The following is a 20,822-nucleotide window of genomic DNA, read 5'->3' as shown; positions in this document are numbered from 1 at the left end:
GAGATTTAAAATCAACATTTATAATATGAGCTTATTGAAGCTTCATTATTCGAACATTTACAGGAAAATTCTGACTTATGTGACCCAACCGCCATTAGGGCTTATGACTTGCCCATTGATATAACCTGATTCCGGAAGGGCCAGGAAATACACTAAAGATGATATCTCATCAGGTTGAGCTAATCTTCCTGCTGGAATTTCATCTTCAAGCATACGGAGTTCATCTGCTTGTAAATGACTTAGCATTGAGGTATTCACCGCACCTGGTGCCACCGCATTAACCGTAATCCCTGAAGGCGCAAGTTCCTTCGCTAATGCTTTCGTAAAGGCATTCACTCCACCTTTACTTGTCGAATATAATACCTCGCATGAAGAACCTGTAATCCCCCACACTGAGGAGATGTTAATAATACGCCCCCAGCGTTGCGTTATCATATGTGGCATAAAAGCTTGTGCACATAGGAAGATACTTTTCAAATTGGTCGATATCACATCATCCCAGATTTCCTCCGTCACATCAGAGAGCAATCCATAATGAGAGATACCTGCATTATTCACCAGAATATCCGGCATCATCCGATGATCTTGAAGTTTCTCATACATACGAACAATATCTTCTCGATCTTTAAGATCGGCTGTTATTGTAAGAACATTCGCCCCATGCGACATACATCGTCTCGCGACCTCATTGGCCTCTTCATGAGACTTTCCATAGTGGATTACGACATTCATTCCCACTTGAGCGAAACGCTCTGCTATCGCCGCTCCAATGCCCTTACTAGCTCCCGTAATTAAAACTGTTGTTTCCCCAATCGACTTATTCCATTCTCCCATGTTATTACTCAAGGATTCATCACAACCGATACAGAGACTTGACTCCAATCAATATGATCTTTCAAACGTTCATTCACATCTTGCAATGTGATCGACTCATATACCTGCAGAATGGAGAAAAAATCACTTCCACGAAATTGATACTTAGTAAACTCATGCGCAATATTCTCAGGCGAATTTAACATACGTAAATATCCACCCATTTTCTTTTTACGTGAACGCTCGAAATCTTTCTCTTTAAAGCCTTCCTTCACGATCTGTTCTACTTCCTCTTGAATTCTGCGAAGTAATAAATCGGGATCCTTTGTATCTCCACCGATCACAGAGAATCCATATTGTGGAGAACTGTTATATTCATAACCGAAGCTATCCGAGATCAACTCTTCATCATAAAGTTTCTGATACAATACGGTACTAGATCCAAACAATAAATCAAGCATAAGTTTCGACGTCAAATCTCGTTTCAACAATGCTTCTCCTTCGAACCCTAGATCCTTCTCTTTATAACCAAATAAGCACTTTGGTATTGAGACTGCCAATTTATTAACTCGTTTTTCTTCTGAGACTTCTACTGGTTCTTTCGCAAAAATCCGTTCAATACTACCTTGTGGCTCATATGATTTCTTAGCTTGATTATTCCTAACAAGTTCAAAGACTTCCTCAGGATTCACCCCACCCACCACAAAAAGAAGCATGTTGCTTGGATGATAAAAAGCATTATAACAAGAATACAGTGTCTCTTTCGTAATCGTACCAATGGACTCCACTGTACCTGCAATGTCAATATGAACTGGATGGACTTTAAACATCGCCTCAATCAGGCCGAAGTAAACACGCCAATCTGCGTTATCTTGATACATCCCTATTTCCTGACCTATAATTCCTTTTTCCTTATCTACATTCTGATCTGTGAAATAAGGATTTTGCACAAAATTAATCAGTGTCTCCAAGTTAGCATCAATATTTTCCGTTGCTGAGAAGAGATACACCGTCTGATCAAAGCTTGTAAATGCATTGGCCGAAGCACCTTGTGATGCAAATGTTGCAAAAATATCTCCTTCTGGTTCTTCAAACATTTTGTGTTCTAAGAAATGAGCAATCCCATCAGGAACCTTCACCTCATCCTGACCCTCCACGCGGAAGTGATTGTCCACAGATCCATATTTCGTAGCAAATGAGGCATATGTCTTGTTGAACCCTGGTTTGGGAAGAACATAAACACGAAGCCCATTATCCATAACTTCGTGATAAAGCGTTTCTTGTAAATGATCATATTGTACATTTTGCATGTGCTATTCCTCCTTCTGCCCCTGTAAGAAATAGATCGTATCCAACTCGAAGGTCGCTGCAGCAGCATGTACGTCATCCACTGTAATATTCTCTACCTCTTGAACGAGTTGTTCAACAGGGCGATCCTTTCCAGACAACTGACGATTGAAATCAAATGATATCATTTCGAATGCAGAGTCATCCATTTCGAGTAACAGGTTGCGGATCATAGCCTTTGTCTGTGACATTTCTAACTCACTAATCTGACCTGTTCGCATTTCCTCTAGCTGATTGCGGATGATCGTGACAGCCTTCTCATAGTTCTGAACCTCAATACCCGATTGAATCGTCCCTATCCCTTTATGGCCATCGTAACGTGAGGAAGCATAATAAGCTAAACTTTCTTTCTCGCGCACATTCAAGAAAAGCTTCGAATGAGGGTATCCTCCAAGTATTCCGTTATACACTAATGCAGAGGCATATGCATCGTCACCATAAGTGATGGTTGTACGAAGTCCCATGTTTAATTTCCCTTGACTCACATCCATTTTTTCGACAATGGTAGCAATATCACGTACTTCACGGGTTGGTCGGTGAGATTCATAGGATGTAGGAGCGGAAGCATCTAAATGAAAATGCTGTTCAACCAGCTTCTGGACTTCTTCAAAGGTTGTATCCCCTACCACATATAGATCTATGCTTGATTCAGCAAGCCACTTCTTATACGATTTGTATAAAGATTCAGACGTGATAGCTTCCAAATCCTTAATCTGTCCTAGCGGATGCAGTCGATAAGGTTCTTCACGACACATTTCCTCTAAGCAACGCTCAGCTGCATAACGTATCTTATCATTCACGATAGATTCCATTTTCTTACGGACATTCTCTTTCTCAGCCTGTACGTATGCATTTCTGAAATGACCATCTTCCAATGCAGGCTGTGTTACGACCTCACCTAAAAAAGCAAAGGAAGATGCAAGCAGACTCTCTTCGCTTTGAACAAAAGAATCATTGATTGTATCCATCCGAAACTGCACAATTTGGTAATCTCCACGCTTGTAAACATCGAAGCCAAATCCCGCTCCATATAATTGTTCTAATCTTTCACGGAATTGTGTTGTCTCCGGATAGGATTCTGTCCCCCTACGCAATACAAATGGAGTAAGTGCCGTAGAAGTCACAGTATCTTCAGAAAGTGGGGAACCCACATACAAAGAAATAGCAAATGTTTTGAAACGCTGGGTAGGTAATACATGAATTCGAAGACGACCTGTACTACCATGTTCAAATTTCGTTTTATTCAAGGTTCCAATCTCCTTTAGTTCATGGATTATTTAATCGGATGATGCTTTGTAATATTATCCATTCTAACCCACCACAAAGTGAAGAAGCAACCGAAGACAAACCTTCGATTGCCTCCAATCCATATTACATACAGAAAATATGCTCACCAATCGTTTTCACTTGAGGACGCGTCCATATCCACGCGGATGTTGCTGTCTCTGGATTAAAATAATACAAACATCCATTTGTTGGATCCCATCCGTTCAATGCCTGCTGTACTGCTTGACGTGCTACATCATTCGGTTCCAAATAGATTTGACCATCTGCGACTGCTGTAAAGGCTCTAGGCTGAAAGATAACACCTGAAGGCGTATTAGGAAAGCTAGGTGACTTAACACGATTCAGGATTACTGCTGCAACAGCTACTTGTCCTTCAAAAGGTTCACCACGCGCTTCTCCATACACAGCATTCGCCATTATTTTTAGATCATTTTCAGATAGGCCCATGGTGTTAGAAGTAGCTAGTGAACTCTTATCTTCAGTCTTCGCAGAGCCTCCTCCCTTGTTAGGTGTTGTCATATTCTTGGGTTCAGTAGGCTTCCACGTTTTGGTTGCATTATATAGCTTCAGCTTTGTTTTTGGACCCACTACACCATCTACTTTCATCCCAAACTCCGATTGAAACCATTTTACTGATTTCACTGTATTCGAACCAAATTGGCTATCAATTTTTCCTGTAAAATAACCTAAATGCTTTAACCGTCCTTGCAGTTCGTATACATCGTCTCCAGAAGAACCATGTTCAATGGCATTTGTACTAAATACAGCTTGAGCAGGCGCCGCTGTATCAATAGAAGCTTGCGATCTATCATGAACACATCCAAATACAGAAACGGACAAAGTTAGAATCAACCCCATAATTAACCCACTTCTCGTTGTTTTCATACGTTTAGCTCTACCTTTCTTTTATGTTTTTACACGATGCATGAAGTTATTATGACAAGACTTGTAGCTTCCTATGCATGTAACACAAAAGTGTAGTAGCTTCCCCGTAGCTATCACATCAGAAGGACCATTCACTATTATTATCTATACCAAAGAAAAGAGCCTCCGTGTAAAAGAGACTCTTCTCAAATTAAGAACTTATTCTATTCTGTTGATACTGTTCCATCGATACAAGTACTTCCCTAGGCTTACTTCCTTCGTAAGGACCGATAACTCCACGAGCTTCCATCGAATCAATAAGTCGAGCTGCACGAGTATATCCAACTCGCATTCTCCGTTGTAACAGAGAGACTGAAGCCTGTTTAGCTTCAAGAATGACTTGTACAGCTTGATCATACAACTCATCAAGTACTTCACCATCATTTGTTGCTGATTCATCAATCTCAGGAACAAGGGATTCATCATATTCTGCTTGCCCTTGATCACGGACAAAATCAACAATATTCTCTACTTCTTGATCTGTTAAATAAGCACCTTGCACACGTATAGGTTTAGATGAACCCATAGGCATGAATAACATGTCACCACGTCCAAGAAGTTTCTCCGCACCAGCCATATCCAGAATCGTACGAGAATCGACATTAGAAGAAACCCCGAAGGCAATTCTCGAAGGAATATTAGCCTTGATCACACCAGTAATAACATCTACAGAAGGGCGTTGTGTAGCAATAATAAGGTGGATCCCAGCAGCCCGGGCCATTTGTGCTAGTCGTGTAATAGCTTCTTCTACATCATTAGCTGCCACCATCATTAAATCGGCAAGCTCGTCTACTATTACAACAATATAAGGCAGTACAGCAGGCAAATTGCTCTGCATTAATTTATTATATCCTTCAATATTACGTGTTCCCGATTTAGAGAATAGTTCATAACGCTTCTCCATTTCAACGACTATTTTTTTCAGCGCCAAGGAAGCACGTTTAGGATTGGTAACAACAGGTGCCAATAGATGTGGAATCCCATTGTATACATTCAATTCAACCATCTTAGGATCAACCATTAGAAATTTAACTTCGTCTGGTTTAGCTTTATATAGAATACTAGTTATAATACCGTTAATACAAACTGACTTACCCGATCCTGTAGCACCTGCGACAAGGAGATGGGGCATCTTCGCAAGGTTACCAACAATCGTCTGTCCCGATATATCCCTACCAAATGCAACAGATAACTTCGATTCTGCCTCCTGAAAAATAGTTGTTTCCATCACTTCACGCATAGTAACTATGGATACTTCATTATTGGGAACTTCAATCCCTATCGCAGATTTCCCTGGGATTGGAGCTTCCATACGAATATCTTTAGCAGCAAGAGCCAATGCAATATCATCTGTTAACGATACGATCCTACTCACTTTCACCCCAATATCAGGTTGTATTTCATATCGAGTGACTGCTGGTCCACGAACAACTTCCAACACTTTAGCACGTACACCGAAGCTTTCCAGTGTTGCTTCAAGCTTACGAGCTGTCTGCATATAATCATTCTGATCACCTGCTTTACCCCCATTATTAGGTTTACCTAACAATCGGAATGGTGGTAAGATATACGGTTTCGGTGGTGGTGCAATATTCACAAGTGTGAGCTCAACATCCTCTTCACTCGTAGCATCATCACCTGATTGTACTGGCACTTTCCCTCCAATACCTTGACCTTGCTCTGAAGCCTGATCTACAGCGACTTGTTCATGTGACTTCATTATCGCGTCCTTCAGATCAGCTACTTCCTGACCTGTAAAAGCTTCTTCCAGGTCATCGTCATCACTAATCCCTTCAGATTTCACATGTTCAAAGAAGTCACGAATAATCGGAGTAGTTGTAACGGAATGTTCACTTTGAAGTAGCTCATCATCTAATAAGGCACGATCTGAGTCCTTGCTAAATTTATTATCTTGTTGAGCACGATCCACAACTTTACGCGCTCTATTTTTACGTTTATCGAATTCAATTACGCCGGAATCATCCAACATATCATCCGTATCCACTTCAATGTTGGAATCTTCCTTCTTCTCTGTTTTCCCACCAAATAATTGAAAGAATACAGGCGCATTCCGTTTGACCTTTGGCAAAATATCTACATCAAAGTCATCATCATCTTCATCACCTGGAAGAAGTTGTCTATTTCGTTCCGGTATGGATTTCACCTTTGTAGAGCCGTTCCCTGCCGGATGTTGACGCATGCTTAATTTCTTATGTACATAAGAACCGACTTTCATCACCCTTGTACGGACAATTCGTACCAATTCTACATAGGATAAGTTGGTAATCAGCATGAAACTGATAATAAACATCACAATACGCAATAACTTAGCGCCCATATTTCCAAATAACCAGAAAAGAGCTGAATATTGTATTGCACCTACATATCCCCCACCTATATCTTTATCCATCATCGAGTTTTTATTATCAATAGAGGGTGTCAATAACTCTCCATGTAAATCCAATTTCGCCTGACTAAAGATGGTTCCACTGCTCAAATTGGATATAGGAGCTAACTTTTGTTCTAAGCTTGATATGCTCGCCATTAATGTAAAAGCTAGCACTAGGAGCAATACTCCACTTTTACGTGAATTCCAACGATTAGGCCATTTCCGATTGATCATTGCCATTAAACCATAATAGATCCCCACAAGTGGAACCACAAAATAAAATTTACCTAATATGAGTCCAAACATTTTGGACAAGGACCAACCCACTGTAGCCTCACCAGATAAAGCAATAACAGATAGTGTTATAAGGATAATCCCATATATTTCATATTTGAGTATGCTACTCAATATAGCCTTCTTCTTTTTTCTTCTTTTGGCCACAAGATTCACCCCCGGTCCATATTATACCATAGTTCTCCGTGGGTACCTATGTTCTGTTTATCCGTCCAAAGACTCATTTTGTAACACCGGAACGTAACGAATAATTTGACCAGGAGCATACACTGGATTCAAATAATAGTCTAACGGACATCCAATCAGTCTAACAATCTGAGCACTTCCATGATCAATAGGCATCACTTGCATTAAACCTTTCCCGACAACAAGATCAAGTGTCTTCTCAGGTTCTTTAAAGCTTCCTTCCCATATGACATCCATAGGTATTATGGTGTATAGAGTCATTATTGCAGCCTCCCTACTTGTAACGTTTCCTGCTGCTCATTTATAAGTGACTTCAATTTAGCAAGTGCAAGCCCAATGCCCCCAATCTCATCCATTAATCCATATTTAACAGCATCTTTTCCACCCACTGCCGTTCCTATGTCCCGGTTCAACTCACCTGTTCTAAACATGAGTTCTTTGAATCTTTCTTCTGAAACTCTCGAGTGAGAAGTTACAAATTGAACAACTCTCTCCTGCATTTTTTCCATATACTCGAATGTTTGCTGAACGCCAATAATTAGACCATTTAGTCGAATCGGATGTATAGTCATCGTTGCACTTTCAGCAATGATAGAATATGTCGACGCAACAGCAATCGGAACGCCAATACTATGGCCACCACCAATCACAACGGTTACGGTAGGCTTAGTTAAAGACGCTATCATTTCTGCAATGGCAAGTCCTGCTTCTACATCCCCGCCCACTGTATTAAGTACAATAACAATACCTTGAATCTCTTCACTCTGTTCTGCAGCCACAAGTTGCGGGATGATATGTTCATATTTCGTCGTTTTATTCTGTGGGGGCAACATCAGATGGCCTTCAATTTGCCCAATAATCGTCATACAAAAAATATTGGATTCATTACTTGGAACAGCTGTTTGTCCCAATTGTTGTATGCTATTCACTACCTGCGCATCCTTTTTTACATCTGCTATCTCTGTCTCCAAATGCTCATTAGACTTGTTTCCATCTTCTTCACGGTTCACTGGTTTTACCATATTAGGTCATCTTCCTTTCACCATACATCTATTAACTACTTTTAACTAGTATGGTAGTAAAGCGACCCTATTTATACTATGTGCCAACACAATCTGTCTCGAAAAATGAAAATATCAATCAGAACCGGCTATGCCGTCCTTTTTCAAGGAGTTTATCCTTCCAATGTTAGCGATACTTCATATCATTTTAGGGTATCCGTCTCTGCCGAAATATAAGAAATAGAGGTTCAAGAATCAATTTCATAATTACGCAACCCGATTTAGCTGCATCGGCGATTATGAAATTGATTCAAGTGAAACTTATACATTCTTATATTTTAAAAAAAAAAGCATAAAATGCCCCTATTCCGCAGGGAACCGTCCAATATTACCTGCAGAGTAGGGGCGACTGTGTGCTTGCTTTATAGCCGTCTATTTATTATTCATTATACTTCCATAATAATCGGTAGGATCATAGGTCTACGACGTGTTTGTTCATACAAGAAACGTCCCAATACATCCTTAACACCTGTCTTTAGAGAAGCCCATTCATTTACTTTCTCACTCATTAACTTCTGAAGTGTACTGGATACAATCCGGTTCGCTTCATCCAGAAGACCTTCAGATTCGCGTACATATACGAATCCTCTTGAGATAATATCAGGTCCTGACATGATCGTACCATCTTGTTTACTTAGTGTGACAACAACAACTAGAATACCGTCTTGTGAAAGTAATTTACGATCACGTAGAACGATGTTACCCACATCACCTACGCCTAGACCATCAATGAGTACGTTACCAGCTGTTACTTTACCGGCTTTACGAGCTGATCCGTTTACAATTTCAACAATCTCACCAAGTTCAGTAATAAAGATGTTCTCGCGTTCAACACCTACAGATTCTGCTAATAAGGCGTGACGACGTTGCATACGGAATTCTCCATGAATTGGAATGAAGAACTTAGGTTTCATCAGATTTAGCATTAATTTCAACTCTTCCTGACTACCATGACCAGATACGTGAACGCCAGGATTGGAACCGCTATAAATGACATCAGCACCAAGTTTAAACAATTCATCAATCGTACGCCCTACATATTTTTCATTACCAGGAACTGGAGTAGCAGCAATTATAACAGTATCACCAGGTAGTATATCTACTTTACGATGTGTAGATCGAGCCATACGTGTTAATGCAGACATTGGCTCTCCTTGACTTCCTGTACATAAAATAACAACTCGATCAGCTGCCATCTTGTTTACTTCTTCCGGTTCAATCAACATACCATCAGGTATAATTAAGTAACCAAGATCTGAAGCGATGGATACTACATTCACCATACTTCGACCAATAACTGTAATCTTACGCCCCGTTGCTTCAGCAGCATTAACTACTTGCTGAATACGGTGTACATTTGATGCGAATGTTGCAATAACAACCCGTTGAGAAGCTTTACGGAATATATCTTCAAGTACTACACCTACATTACGTTCTGATGGTGTAAACCCTGGTTTCTCTGCATTCGTACTATCTGAAAGAAGCGCAAGAACACCTTCTTGTCCAATTGCAGCCATTTTCTGAAGATCTGCAAATTGTCCATTTACAGGTGTGTGATCAAATTTAAAGTCACCAGTATGAACAACATTTCCCTCTGGTGTTGCGATACAAATACCTACAGAATCTGGAATACTGTGGTTAGTACTGAAGAATGTCGCTTTCATTGTCGAACCAATTTGAAGCTCTGAATTCTCATCAATCAGAATCCTCTTCGTTTCACCAAGTAAATTTGCTTCTTTTAACTTATTCTCCACCAGTCCTAATGTAAGCTTAGTTCCGTATACAGGAACATTCAGGTGTTTCAACACGTAAGGTAATCCGCCAATATGATCTTCATGACCATGCGTTAGCAAAATACCTCTCACTTTATCACGGTTCTCAGTTAAATATGAAATATCTGGAATAACTATATCGATTCCGAGCATATCCTCTTCTGGAAACTTCAACCCAGAATCCACTACGATAATATCGTTTGCATATTGTATAACATACATATTTTTACCGATTTCACCGACGCCGCCCAAAGCAAATATCGTCAATTTATCGTTATTTAGTTTCTTAGACAATTGAATCTTACCCTCCTTGTATGGTTTTGGACGTGCACCATTATTTATATTATATTTCAAAATATACCGCACCCAGTCACTTATTCTCATTATACATGATTAAAAAGCGAAAAAACAAGTCATCAACCACTTATGTATCAACCTTCCTTTTCCGGAGAACAAAATAGTTAAAGAAAAACGAGCCTCTAGAATCGCATCTAAGGCTCGTTTCGTGTCTAGGAATACGTATTTGATCCCCTAATTATTATGCAATAAATTAAATTACTGCTATAAGTTCTTTTATAAACTTCATCTCATCCTCATTTGGTGGAATAATCGGAAGGCGTGGTTCTCCAACATCATGTCCCAATAGCTGCAGTGCATACTTAATAGCTGCAGGATTAGGGAGTGGATCTGGACAATCAAATAGCCCTTTAAAGATAGGGAATAATTTCTGATGGAGTGCGGTTGCCTCTCTTACATCGCCCTGATTAAAGGAATCAATCATATCCTTCATAGATGAGCCCACGACATGTGCCGCAACACTAATAACTCCATATGCTCCTACTGCCAATGCTGGAAGTGTTACAGAATCATCACCTGTGTATACTTTAAAATCTGCTGGAGCAGATGTAGCTACGAGAGTAACATGCTCCAGAGAAGCACATTCTTTCGTCCCTACAATATTCGGAATATTTGCTAAACGAAGCGTTGTCTTTACCGATAAACTCGACATCGTTCGACTTGGAACGTTATATACTATAATAGGAAGTTCTGTACTTTGAGCTATAGCTTCAAAATGGCGGAACATCCCTTCTTGGCTTGGCTTATTGTAGTAAGGAACGACCAACAAGAGTCCATCAACACCAAGCTTTTCTGCCTCTTGTGTCAAATAAATAGAATGAGCTGTATTATTGCTTCCCGTTCCCGCAATGATCTTACAACGATTATTAGCTTTATCAATAGCAAATCGGAATAATTCTAACTTCTCTTGATCGCTCAGGGTTGGGGATTCTCCTGTTGTACCTCCGATAACCAAAGAATCTGATTTTTGATCTAGAATTAAATAATCTATTAGTCTGGCAGTTTCATCCCAATTAATCTGACCACGTTCATCAAATGGGGTTACCATCGCTGTAATTAATCTTCCAAATTCCATACAGATCCTCCTATGAGTTTTCGTAGAAAACTTACTTCGTAAGCATATACTGAGTTTTCGTAGAAAACTTACTTCGTAAGCCACCTTTAGAGAAGTTCACATATATTCTCTATATTTATTGATCCATCCGCATTACCTATTCAACTCAAATTTGCTATGAAGTGACCGTAAGGATTGAACCATATCTTCCTTCTTCACAAGCACCCAAATGGTTGTATTGGAATCAGCCGACTGCAATATTTGTATATTCTGTTCGCTTAATGATTCCACGATCTTTGCCATAATTCCTGGCACACCATTAATGCCGCCACCGATGACAGACACTTTAGCACATCCTGCTAAACTCTTCGGTCTGAGTCCCAATGCTTGAAGTGACGTAATAGCCCGCTCCGAATCCTGATCAAATACAGTATACACTGCACCTGTTGGTGTAACATTTATAAAATCAACACTAATGGAATTCTCTGCCATAGATTTAAATACTTTTAACTGCAGATTATTAGAATCATTACCACAATCAACCGTTATTTGAGTGACATTGCTGACATAAGCAATCCCAGTTACCAAACGGTCTAGAACGCCAGTCTGAACATCACGAATCCCTTCTGGATGGGTTACTAAGGTTCCTTCATTCTCTGAGAATGTTGAACGAATCCGCACTGGGATTTGAGCTTGCATTGCAATCTCTACTGCACGAGGATGGATAACCTTCGCACCTTGATAAGCCATATTGCATATTTCAGCATAACTAACATGAGTTAAGGGTCTAGCATCTTCCACAATTCGTGGATCTGCTGTCAACACTCCATTCACATCCGTATAGATATCAACCATTTCTGCATGAAGAGCAGCACCCAATGCTGTAGCCGTTGTATCACTACCGCCTCTTCCCAGAGTAGTGAAATCTCCAGAAATCGTCTGCCCTTGAAAACCAGTAACAATAATAACTTTATGATCCTTGAATTCTTCAATAATTCGCTCGGGACGAACATTTACAATACGAGCATTCCCATATTGATCATCCGTCTCAAAGCCTGCCTGTGCACCAGTAAGAACAGTTGAAGAAATCCCGGCACTTTCCAATAAGCTACATAAAGTAGTTGCAGAAATGATTTCACCACAGCACAGCAGTAAATCCTTTTCCCGTGCTGGTAGTGCGTTCCCATTCGTAGCAATCCATTCAAGCAATGTATCCGTCGCGTATGGTTCTCCACGACGCCCCATAGCTGAGACTACGACAACTATATTATAATTCTCATTTAGCTCTCTTCTGATATGAGAGATAACCAATTCTCTAGCTTTTGGTGATGATAAAGATGTACCACCAAATTTTTGAACTAAGATACGCATTCCCATTCCTCCATATTATGATTGCCTTATGCGTGTACGGAATGTTTAGAGGCGATAATCTCAGCAATTTGCACAGCATTCCATGCTGCACCTTTCATGAGATTGTCGGACACGATCCACATATTCAATCCTTTAGAATGTCCTAAATCCCGACGTAAACGTCCAACAAATACATCCGGTTTACCAGCAGCATCCGTAGCTAATGGGTACGCTTGCACTGTAGGATCATCTACTACAGTAATTCCAGGAGAATTTTCAAGAAGCTTTCTTACCGCATCTAAATTGTATTCTTCCTTCAATTCCACATATACAGATTCAGAATGACCATAAACAACAGGAACACGAACACAAGTTGCAGTCACATTAATCGTTTCATCTTTCATGATCTTTTTCGTTTCATTAACCATTTTCATTTCTTCCAATGTATAACCATTATCTTGGAATTTATCAATTTGAGGGATTACATTAAAAGCGATCTGGTGTTTTACAGGTAGTGCGCCAACAGGAAGAATCTGAGGTTCAACTTCATGATCATCTAGTACCTCTTTACTTTGACGAACAAGTTCTTCAATGGCTTTACTTCCCGCTCCAGATACAGCCTGATATGTTGATACGATAACTCGTGAAATACCATAAGCATCTTGCAATGGTTTCAATGCAGCTACCATTTGAATTGTAGAACAATTCGGATTCGCAATAATACCGACATGCTCCTCAATCATTTCAGGATTCACTTCTGGTACTACCAATGGTGTGTTTGGATCCATCCGATAAGCGTTCGTATTATCAATACATACTGCACCATGTCGAACAGCATGTGGAGCAAACTCCTTACTTACATCTCCACCTGCGCTAAACAAAGCAATATCAATTCCTGCAAAACTATCAGGGGTAGCTTCTTCCACTACTATATCTTGACCTTTAAACTTAATGACGGTACCAGCTGAGCGTGCAGATGAAAGCAACTTCAACTTTGAAATTGGAAAATCACGTTTCTCCAATAATCCAATAATCTGTTCTCCCACTGCTCCAGTAGCACCTACAACTGCGACATTAAATTTTTGATTGCTCATTTGTTGTATCTCCCCTTATCTAATTATAACAATTTCTAGTAAGTAGAACCGGCTATGCCGTCCTTAAAAATAAGTGCTTACGATGAATGAACGTGTTCGATAATCATAGGTTGTAGCTGCTCTCCATGTAGTGCAGCGAAGCAAGTCTCCGGAATAAGATCCATTTTTGCTACGAGAGAGTTAGGTTTTTGCTGTGGATTATCCTGACCAAAGGGAACAAAATAAATGTTCTTTGTTACCAACAGTTTCGCAATATTCGCCGCGTTCAAACCTAAACCATCATTAGTTGAAATAGCAAGAACCAATGGACGACCATTTCTCATCTGGGCTTTAGCCGCCATTAACACCGGAGTATCCGTCATAGCATTCGCTAACTTACTAGTCGTAGTACCCGTACAAGGTCCAATGACTAGAACATCTAATAATTTTGAAGGTCCTAGTGGTTCCGCACCCACAATTGTAGAAATAATATCATTACCTGTTATATCTTTCAACTGTTTTAACCAATTTTCAGACGATCCAAAGCGAGTATCCGTATTTAGAACCGTATTTGACACTATGGGCACCACATTAGCACCTGCATTTACGAAACGTAAAACTTGTATCATAACTTCTTCTAACGTACAATGAGATCCAGTTAATGCATACCCAACCGTCTTCCCCTGCCATTTCATTATTGATCCCCCCGCATCCTGATATCCTCTGAAATCAACCGTACCAATGCATTAGCAATGATAATTCCAGCCGTTTTGGGAGCAACAATACCAGGTAGACCAGGGGCAAGTAACGCCTTAATGCCCCGCTTCTCCGCATAGCGGAAATCACACCCACCCGGGGCTGAAGCAAGGTCAATTATGACTGCATTTGGGGGCATTTGTGACAGAATTTGCGCTGTGACTATCATAGTCGGTATCGTATTAAAAAGCAAGTTGACATTGCCTACTTTTCGCCCCAAATCCCTTGTCATAAAAGGCTCCCAGCCCATTTCACTCGCTCTTGCAAAGTGTTCTTCAGAGCGTACTCCTACCGATACCTTTGCTCCCAATCCCTGAAGACTTCTTGCCATTGTAAATCCTGTTCTTCCCATTCCAAGAACCATACAATTTGATCCATGTATCGTAAAGTCAGTATGTTGAATGGCCATCATTATGGCACCTTCTGCTGTAGGTATAGAATTATAGATTGCCACATCATCTCGGTTTAGCAGTTCTACAAGATTAATTTTAAATTGTGCACACATTTCTCTTAAATATGGCTTTGCGATTCCTGTATACACCGTACAATCTTGCGATATAGCAGCAAAATGTTCTTCCAACAGCTGTAAAGGTGCAGAAGAGAATAACGTCATAATCTTTCCCTCAGCATCACAACCTATGACGGGTAGCACAATAACATTAGCTGTCGCTAATAACGTTGAAGATAATCCTTCTTGGGGGATATCCTCTAACTTCTCAGCAAGATCATCAAATCCAACAATAGTGACTAATGCATCCTTCTGAGAGCATTTCTGTATTACCTCAATCTGTCTCGCATCCCCACCTATGAACACAACTCTAACTCCAGTCAGCATCAGGATGTGCTCCTTCCCCAATTCCTTTATATCGCATAATATGCGACAGCCTAAACAGGGGTGAAAGATGTAGCGGATTTCATTAGAGAAAAGAAAAAAAAAGCTTACGTAAGCCTCCAAAAGGCATTACGTAAGCTTCATTTGTTTTACTTACCAGTGTGTCCAAATCCACCTGTACCGCGAACTGTTTCTGATAGTTCACTAACAATTTGCCATTCTACTTCAGGTACTGTTTGGAATACCATCTGAGCAACCCGTTCATTTCTTACAATTGTAAAAGGTTCTGAGCCCAAATTAATTAAAAGAACTTTTATTTCCCCGCGATAATCCGCATCTATCGTGCCTGGTGTGTTCAAACACGTTATTCCGTGCTTAAGTGCTAATCCACTTCGTGGACGTATTTGAGCTTCAAGACCTTCAGGCATAGCAATCGCATAACCAGTTGGAATTAGTTTTCGATCACCAGGTTGCAGGATGATATCATCTTCCACAGCTGCATACAAATCATACCCCGAAGCAAGTCGAGACATTTTCTCAGGAAGCTTAATATCTTCATTCCCAGAAAGTCTATTTATTTGAACGTAATGTAACAAAATCATCGCCCCTTATGTCTGATATACCTCGATCAGAGCCACCTACCATGGCTACAGAATACAGTTCGCTGAACATCAAATCAAGTATAGAATCCACATCATCCATAGATATGTTGTCAATATTAGCTATCATTTCGTCTAAAGTATAATGTTTCCCTAACATCAACTCATTTTTTCCAAGTCGATTCATACGGCTACCCGTACCTTCCAAACTTAGGATGAGACTACCCTTTAATTGTTCCTTACCTTTACGTAATTCATCTTCACTAAGTCCCTTTGTTGCGAGATCGAATAGCACCTGTTTGGTTAGGTCCATCACCTCTTTAGTCTGCTTAGGGGCAGTACCTGCATAGATAGTGAACATACCATTATCCGCATGGGCGCTGTGGTATGAATAAACAGCATAAGCTAACCCACGACTCTCACGAATTTCCTGGAACAGACGAGAGCTCATTCCACCGCCGATGGAATTATTTAACAACACCATCGCATATTGTTTTTTATCATCAAGAGAACAGCCCGGGAATGATATACAAATGTGGTTTTGTTCCGTTTTCTTTTTATGAAATAGAACGTTACTGTGAAATTTAGGTACAGTTATTCCATGATCACTGCCATGATTATTAAATCCACCAAATTGACGTTCTAATAATTCTACCATATGTTCATCAATGTTTCCCGCTACACTAAGTACTGTATTCTCAACCGTATAATGATCCGCCATATAAGCTTTCAGATGTGATGAATTCATCGCTTCCAACTGCTCTTTGGTACCTAAAATAGGATATGCCAGCGGGTGCTCGCCATAAACAGCTTTTGCCATTAAATCATGAACAATATCATCCGGGGTATCCTCATACATGGAGATTTCCTCGAGTATAACATTCTTCTCTTTAGATAACTCTTGTTCATCTATATTAGATCGGAAGAACATATCCGCAAGTACATCTACAGCGATTGGAAAATGCTCATCTAGAACTTTTGCATAATAACAGGTGTATTCTTTTGATGTAAATGCATTTAAATTGCCTCCGATGGCATCGAATTGTTCAGCAATATCTTTTGCATTAAATCGTTCTGTTCCTTTAAAAAGCATATGTTCAATGAAGTGAGAGACGCCATTGTTAATTATATTCTCATTTCTCGAACCTGTTTTCACCCAAATCCCGAAGGATATAGATCGTGACGTTGGTATTTTCTCCATCACTACTCTTAGGCCGTTAGTAAGCTTTATTCTTTCCATTCGAAGGCCCTCCTAATATGAAGCATTAGATCATCTTAATAACGAATCAATTTCATAATTACGCAAACCTATATAGGCGATTATGAAATTGATTCAACATAAACGTATTCTCTATCCTACCAAAAAAATAGCGTTCACTCAACTATACCCTCTACTATTCGTTCGGAAGATAGCGTTTGACTTACTGTCCCTAGCTGCAATCCTTTATTTTTGATAGCTTTAATCATTCCTTGCAATGCTTCCGAGGAGGAGGATGTTGGATGCATTAGAATCAGAAATCCCGGTTCTACTTTGTCAGCTATTTTACTTACAATGGATTGTGGAGAGGGTTGCCTCCAATCTACTGTATCCAATGTCCACAGAACAATCTTCATCCCTTGCGACTTAGCAATTCTAACTGTATCACTATCGAAATCACCCGAAGGAGGAGCGAACCATTTAGGTTCTTGTCCTAATTCATCTTTCAATATTTCCTGTGTTTTGCTTATTTCTGAAGTAGCCTTTTCCTCGCTTAACTGACTCATATTAAGATGTGAATATGCGTGATTACTTAGTTCATGACCTCTTTTTTGAATTTCCTTGGCAACTTCAATATTACTATTCAACCATTTCCCATCAAAAAAGAAGGTAGCCTTCACATCTTCCTTATCCAATGTATTTAACATAGGAATGATATATTCATTACCCCAAGCCACATTAATCATTAAGGATACCATTGGCTTAAGTTGGTTACCACGATATATAGGTTGTACATCAAGATCATCTAGACCAATCTTTGGTGCTAATTGACGATAAACATATGTAATTGCTGTGTCGTTATTCCCCTTAGCTTTGGTTTGTTTATAGGTCTCATCGACATCCACTTCCAATCCGTTGTAGCCTGGGATTGTTTTCCACACTCGGTCTATCATAGCGTCTATGGGTTCAATCCTCTTATCCATCGCCTTTTCCTTAATCTCACGGTATATGGGATCATTCTCAGGATTATCGTTTCCTCTTTGAAAAAATACTTGTGAAAGTGTATCATCACTTGATGCACCTATGAACTGCTTTACGCTTTCCAATTGCCCTAGGCCCAGAACGATCGTGAAACACGCAAGAAGAAGAGCAAATTTTCTCGTATTCATGAAATATTTCATCTCCCTATCACCTTTGTCCCATCATATGAGATGAAGTTTAGGAATATGAATATGAATATGATGCTTATACTTTCTTAATATTTAAAAAAAGAGCCAGAATATAAAGCATCTGTCTCTTTTTAGATTAGATCATATCAAGTTGATTAAAATATCCTCTTAAACGGTTAGAGTGGCCTTGCGAGACAAATTTATACGTCCCTGTTGATCAATTTCAGTTACTTTAACCGTAATTGAATCACCAATAGCAATGATATCTTCCACTTTAGCTACACGTTCAGTTGAAAGTTGTGAAATGTGGACTAAACCTTCCTTATTCGGAAGAATCTCAACAAATGCACCGAATTTCTCAATGCGTTTTACAGTACCCACATAAATTTCGCCTACTTCAACTTGGCGAACAATGCCTTCGATAATAGAACGTGCTTTTTGATTCATTTCTTCATTTGTTGAAGCAATGAATACTCGTCCATCTTGTTCAATATCGATCTTAACACCAGTTTCTTCAATAATCTTATTAATGATTTTACCACCTGCTCCTATAACATCACGAATCCGTTCTGGATTAATATTCAATGTCATAATTTTCGGTGCATATTGAGATAGACTAGTTCTCGGTTGAGCAATCGCTTCATTCATTTTGCCTAAGATGAACATACGTCCTTCTTTAGCTTGGTTTAAAGCGTCCTGCAGAATTTCACGGTCAATTCCATCGATCTTAATATCCATCTGAATAGCCGTAACACCCTGCGCTGTACCTGCAACTTTAAAGTCCATATCTCCTAAATGATCTTCCATACCTTGAATATCTGACAAAATGGATACATGATCTCCATCTTTAATCAATCCCATGGCTACTCCAGCTACTGGAGCTTTGATTGGAACACCGGCATCCATCATTGCAAGAATACCTGCACAAATACTTGCTTGTGAAGTTGAACCATTAGATTCAAGAACTTCAGAAACGAGACGAATTGCATATGGAAACTCAACCTCTGAAGGAAGAACTTTAGCCATAGCTCGTTCACCAAGTGCACCATGTCCAATTTCACGACGACCAGGCGGACGTAAAGGACGTGCTTCACCTACGCTGAATGGTGGGAAATTGTAGTGATGCATGAACCGTTTAGATTCTTGTGGGTCAATCCCATCGAGGATCTGGACATCTCCAAGCGCACCTAATGTACAAATGCTAAGTGCTTGCGTTTGTCCACGTGTAAACAATCCTGTACCGTGTGTACGTGGAAGAATATTAGTATCACATTCAATTGGACGAATTTCATCCAATTTCCGTCCATCTGGACGTACTTTTTCATGTGTGATTAGGCGTCTTACTTCTTCCTTCACAATGTCATGGAGGATTTCCTTAACGTCTTTCATGAGTTCCGGGGTTTCTATGTACTTTTGTTCAAAGTAAGTTACCGTTTCCTCATTGATCTTGTCAATCGCATCCTGACGTGCATGTTTCTCTGAAACTTTAACAGCTTCTTTTAATGATGCAGCTGCAAATTCCCGAACAGCAACATTCACGTTAGCATCGACCGCATGAAGTTTAACTGCCATCTTAGGTTTTCCAGCTTGTGCAACAAGTTCTTCAATCGTTGCTACAATCTTCTTGATTTCATCATGACCAAACATAATAGCTTCAAGCATATCCTCTTCTGGCACTTCATTACCTTCTGCTTCGACCATCATAATAGCATCTTTCGTACCAGCAACTACCAGATATAGATCACTAGTTTCTTGATCTGCCACGTTCGGATTGATGATAAACTTTCCACCTATACGACCAACAGCAACACCACCGATCGGTCCACTAAAAGGCACATCAGAGATACTTAACGCCGCAGAAGTTCCGATCATTGCAGCGATATCAGGCGCACAATCTTGATCTACACTCATGACCAGATTAGCTACTTGAACATCATTACGGAAACCTTCAGGGAATAATGGACGAATAGGACGGTCCGTTAAACGACTAGAAAGAATTGCTTTCTCGCTAGGTCTACCTTCACGTTTAATAAATCCACCTGGAATTTTACCTACTGCATATAGTCTTTCCTCATAATTCACCGTAAGTGGGAAGAAATCTAAATCCTTCGGTTCGTTTGAAGCAGTTACTGTACATAGAACTACTGTTTCTCCGTAGTGAACCATAACTGCTGCATTCGCCTGCTTGGCGAAACGTCCAGTCTCCAAGACAAGGGTTCTTCCACCTAATTGCATTTCAACACGTTTTTCCATGAAATCCCTCCTTTTTTAAATTCTTATTCTGTTATTATTGATAATCCTATATTATTACATAAAAAGCAACCCGGTTGCACCGCTGTCACTCCTAAAAGGACATACGGT

The 20,822-nt window shown here is 39.9% G+C and carries 17 protein-coding genes; all 17 read right to left on the bottom strand.

Annotation, left to right across the window (positions count from 1 at the left end; genetic code table 11):
* Positions 1-75 precede the first annotated feature (75 nt).
* A complete protein-coding gene (ymfI, locus tag LPB68_RS20170; RefSeq protein WP_068655620.1) occupies positions 76-834 on the bottom strand; it encodes an elongation factor P 5-aminopentanone reductase in 759 nt (252 codons plus the stop codon).
* 8 nt (positions 835-842) lie between these two features.
* Positions 843-2,123 carry an EF-P 5-aminopentanol modification-associated protein YfmH gene (gene yfmH, locus LPB68_RS20165; protein WP_068655623.1) on the bottom strand — a complete coding sequence of 427 codons (1,281 nt, stop codon included), beginning with the start codon at positions 2,121-2,123 and terminating at the stop codon, positions 843-845.
* 3 nt (positions 2,124-2,126) lie between these two features.
* Complete coding sequence (yfmF, locus tag LPB68_RS20160) at positions 2,127-3,407, bottom strand: EF-P 5-aminopentanol modification-associated protein YfmF (protein ID WP_068655625.1); 1,281 nt, start codon at positions 3,405-3,407, stop codon at positions 2,127-2,129.
* A gap of 124 nt (positions 3,408-3,531) precedes the next feature.
* Positions 3,532-4,332: a spore cortex-lytic enzyme gene (gene sleB, locus LPB68_RS20155; RefSeq protein WP_068655627.1), complete on the bottom strand. Its 801-nt coding sequence runs from the start codon at positions 4,330-4,332 to the stop codon at positions 3,532-3,534.
* 190 nt (positions 4,333-4,522) lie between these two features.
* Entirely contained in the window at positions 4,523-7,201 is a 2,679-nt protein-coding gene (locus LPB68_RS20150; protein ID WP_068655629.1) for an FtsK/SpoIIIE family DNA translocase, read from the bottom strand.
* Positions 7,202-7,258: 57 nt separating this feature from the next.
* On the bottom strand, positions 7,259-7,501 hold the full coding sequence (locus tag LPB68_RS20145) for a YlzJ-like family protein (protein ID WP_068655630.1): 243 nt from the start codon (positions 7,499-7,501) through the stop codon (positions 7,259-7,261).
* Positions 7,501-8,262, bottom strand: coding sequence for a ClpP family protease (locus LPB68_RS20140; protein ID WP_068655632.1), 762 nt, complete (start codon positions 8,260-8,262; stop codon positions 7,501-7,503). The genes LPB68_RS20145 and LPB68_RS20140 overlap by 1 nt, the downstream gene beginning before the upstream one ends.
* Before the next feature lie 425 nt (positions 8,263-8,687).
* Positions 8,688-10,367 carry a ribonuclease J gene (locus tag LPB68_RS20135; RefSeq protein WP_068655634.1) on the bottom strand — a complete coding sequence of 560 codons (1,680 nt, stop codon included), beginning with the start codon at positions 10,365-10,367 and terminating at the stop codon, positions 8,688-8,690.
* Positions 10,368-10,623: 256 nt separating this feature from the next.
* The gene (gene dapA / locus LPB68_RS20130; protein WP_068655636.1) at positions 10,624-11,505 is read right to left on the bottom strand and encodes a 4-hydroxy-tetrahydrodipicolinate synthase; all 882 of its coding nucleotides are present in this window, start codon (positions 11,503-11,505) and stop codon (positions 10,624-10,626) included.
* Between the two features lie 132 nt (positions 11,506-11,637).
* Complete coding sequence (dapG, locus tag LPB68_RS20125) at positions 11,638-12,855, bottom strand: aspartate kinase (RefSeq protein ID WP_068655638.1); 1,218 nt, start codon at positions 12,853-12,855, stop codon at positions 11,638-11,640.
* 26 nt (positions 12,856-12,881) lie between these two features.
* Entirely contained in the window at positions 12,882-13,928 is a 1,047-nt protein-coding gene (locus LPB68_RS20120) for an aspartate-semialdehyde dehydrogenase (RefSeq protein ID WP_068655640.1), read from the bottom strand.
* A 77-nt stretch (positions 13,929-14,005) separates the two neighbouring features.
* Positions 14,006-14,602: a dipicolinate synthase subunit B gene (locus LPB68_RS20115; protein WP_068655642.1), complete on the bottom strand. Its 597-nt coding sequence runs from the start codon at positions 14,600-14,602 to the stop codon at positions 14,006-14,008.
* A complete protein-coding gene (gene dpsA, locus LPB68_RS20110; RefSeq protein ID WP_068655644.1) occupies positions 14,602-15,498 on the bottom strand; it encodes a dipicolinate synthase subunit DpsA in 897 nt (298 codons plus the stop codon). Before dpsA ends, LPB68_RS20115 begins: the two co-directional genes overlap by 1 nt.
* Positions 15,499-15,644: 146 nt before the next feature.
* Positions 15,645-16,091, bottom strand: a complete 447-nt coding sequence (gene dut, locus LPB68_RS20105) for a dUTP diphosphatase (protein ID WP_198402114.1) — start codon at positions 16,089-16,091, stop codon at positions 15,645-15,647.
* Complete coding sequence (locus tag LPB68_RS20100; RefSeq protein WP_068655648.1) at positions 16,066-17,334, bottom strand: M16 family metallopeptidase; 1,269 nt, start codon at positions 17,332-17,334, stop codon at positions 16,066-16,068. Before LPB68_RS20100 ends, dut begins: the two co-directional genes overlap by 26 nt.
* A 134-nt stretch (positions 17,335-17,468) precedes the next feature.
* The gene (locus LPB68_RS20095) at positions 17,469-18,461 is read right to left on the bottom strand and encodes a polysaccharide deacetylase family protein (protein ID WP_068656651.1); all 993 of its coding nucleotides are present in this window, start codon (positions 18,459-18,461) and stop codon (positions 17,469-17,471) included.
* A gap of 168 nt (positions 18,462-18,629) precedes the next feature.
* Positions 18,630-20,714: a polyribonucleotide nucleotidyltransferase gene (gene pnp, locus LPB68_RS20090; protein WP_068655649.1), complete on the bottom strand. Its 2,085-nt coding sequence runs from the start codon at positions 20,712-20,714 to the stop codon at positions 18,630-18,632.
* Between the last annotated feature and the right edge of the window lie 108 nt (positions 20,715-20,822).

Source organism: Paenibacillus crassostreae (genome assembly GCF_001857945.1).
Taxonomy (GTDB): Bacteria; Bacillota; Bacilli; order Paenibacillales; family Paenibacillaceae; genus Paenibacillus_AQ; species Paenibacillus_AQ crassostreae.
This window is presented reverse-complemented; position numbering and strand designations above follow the sequence as displayed.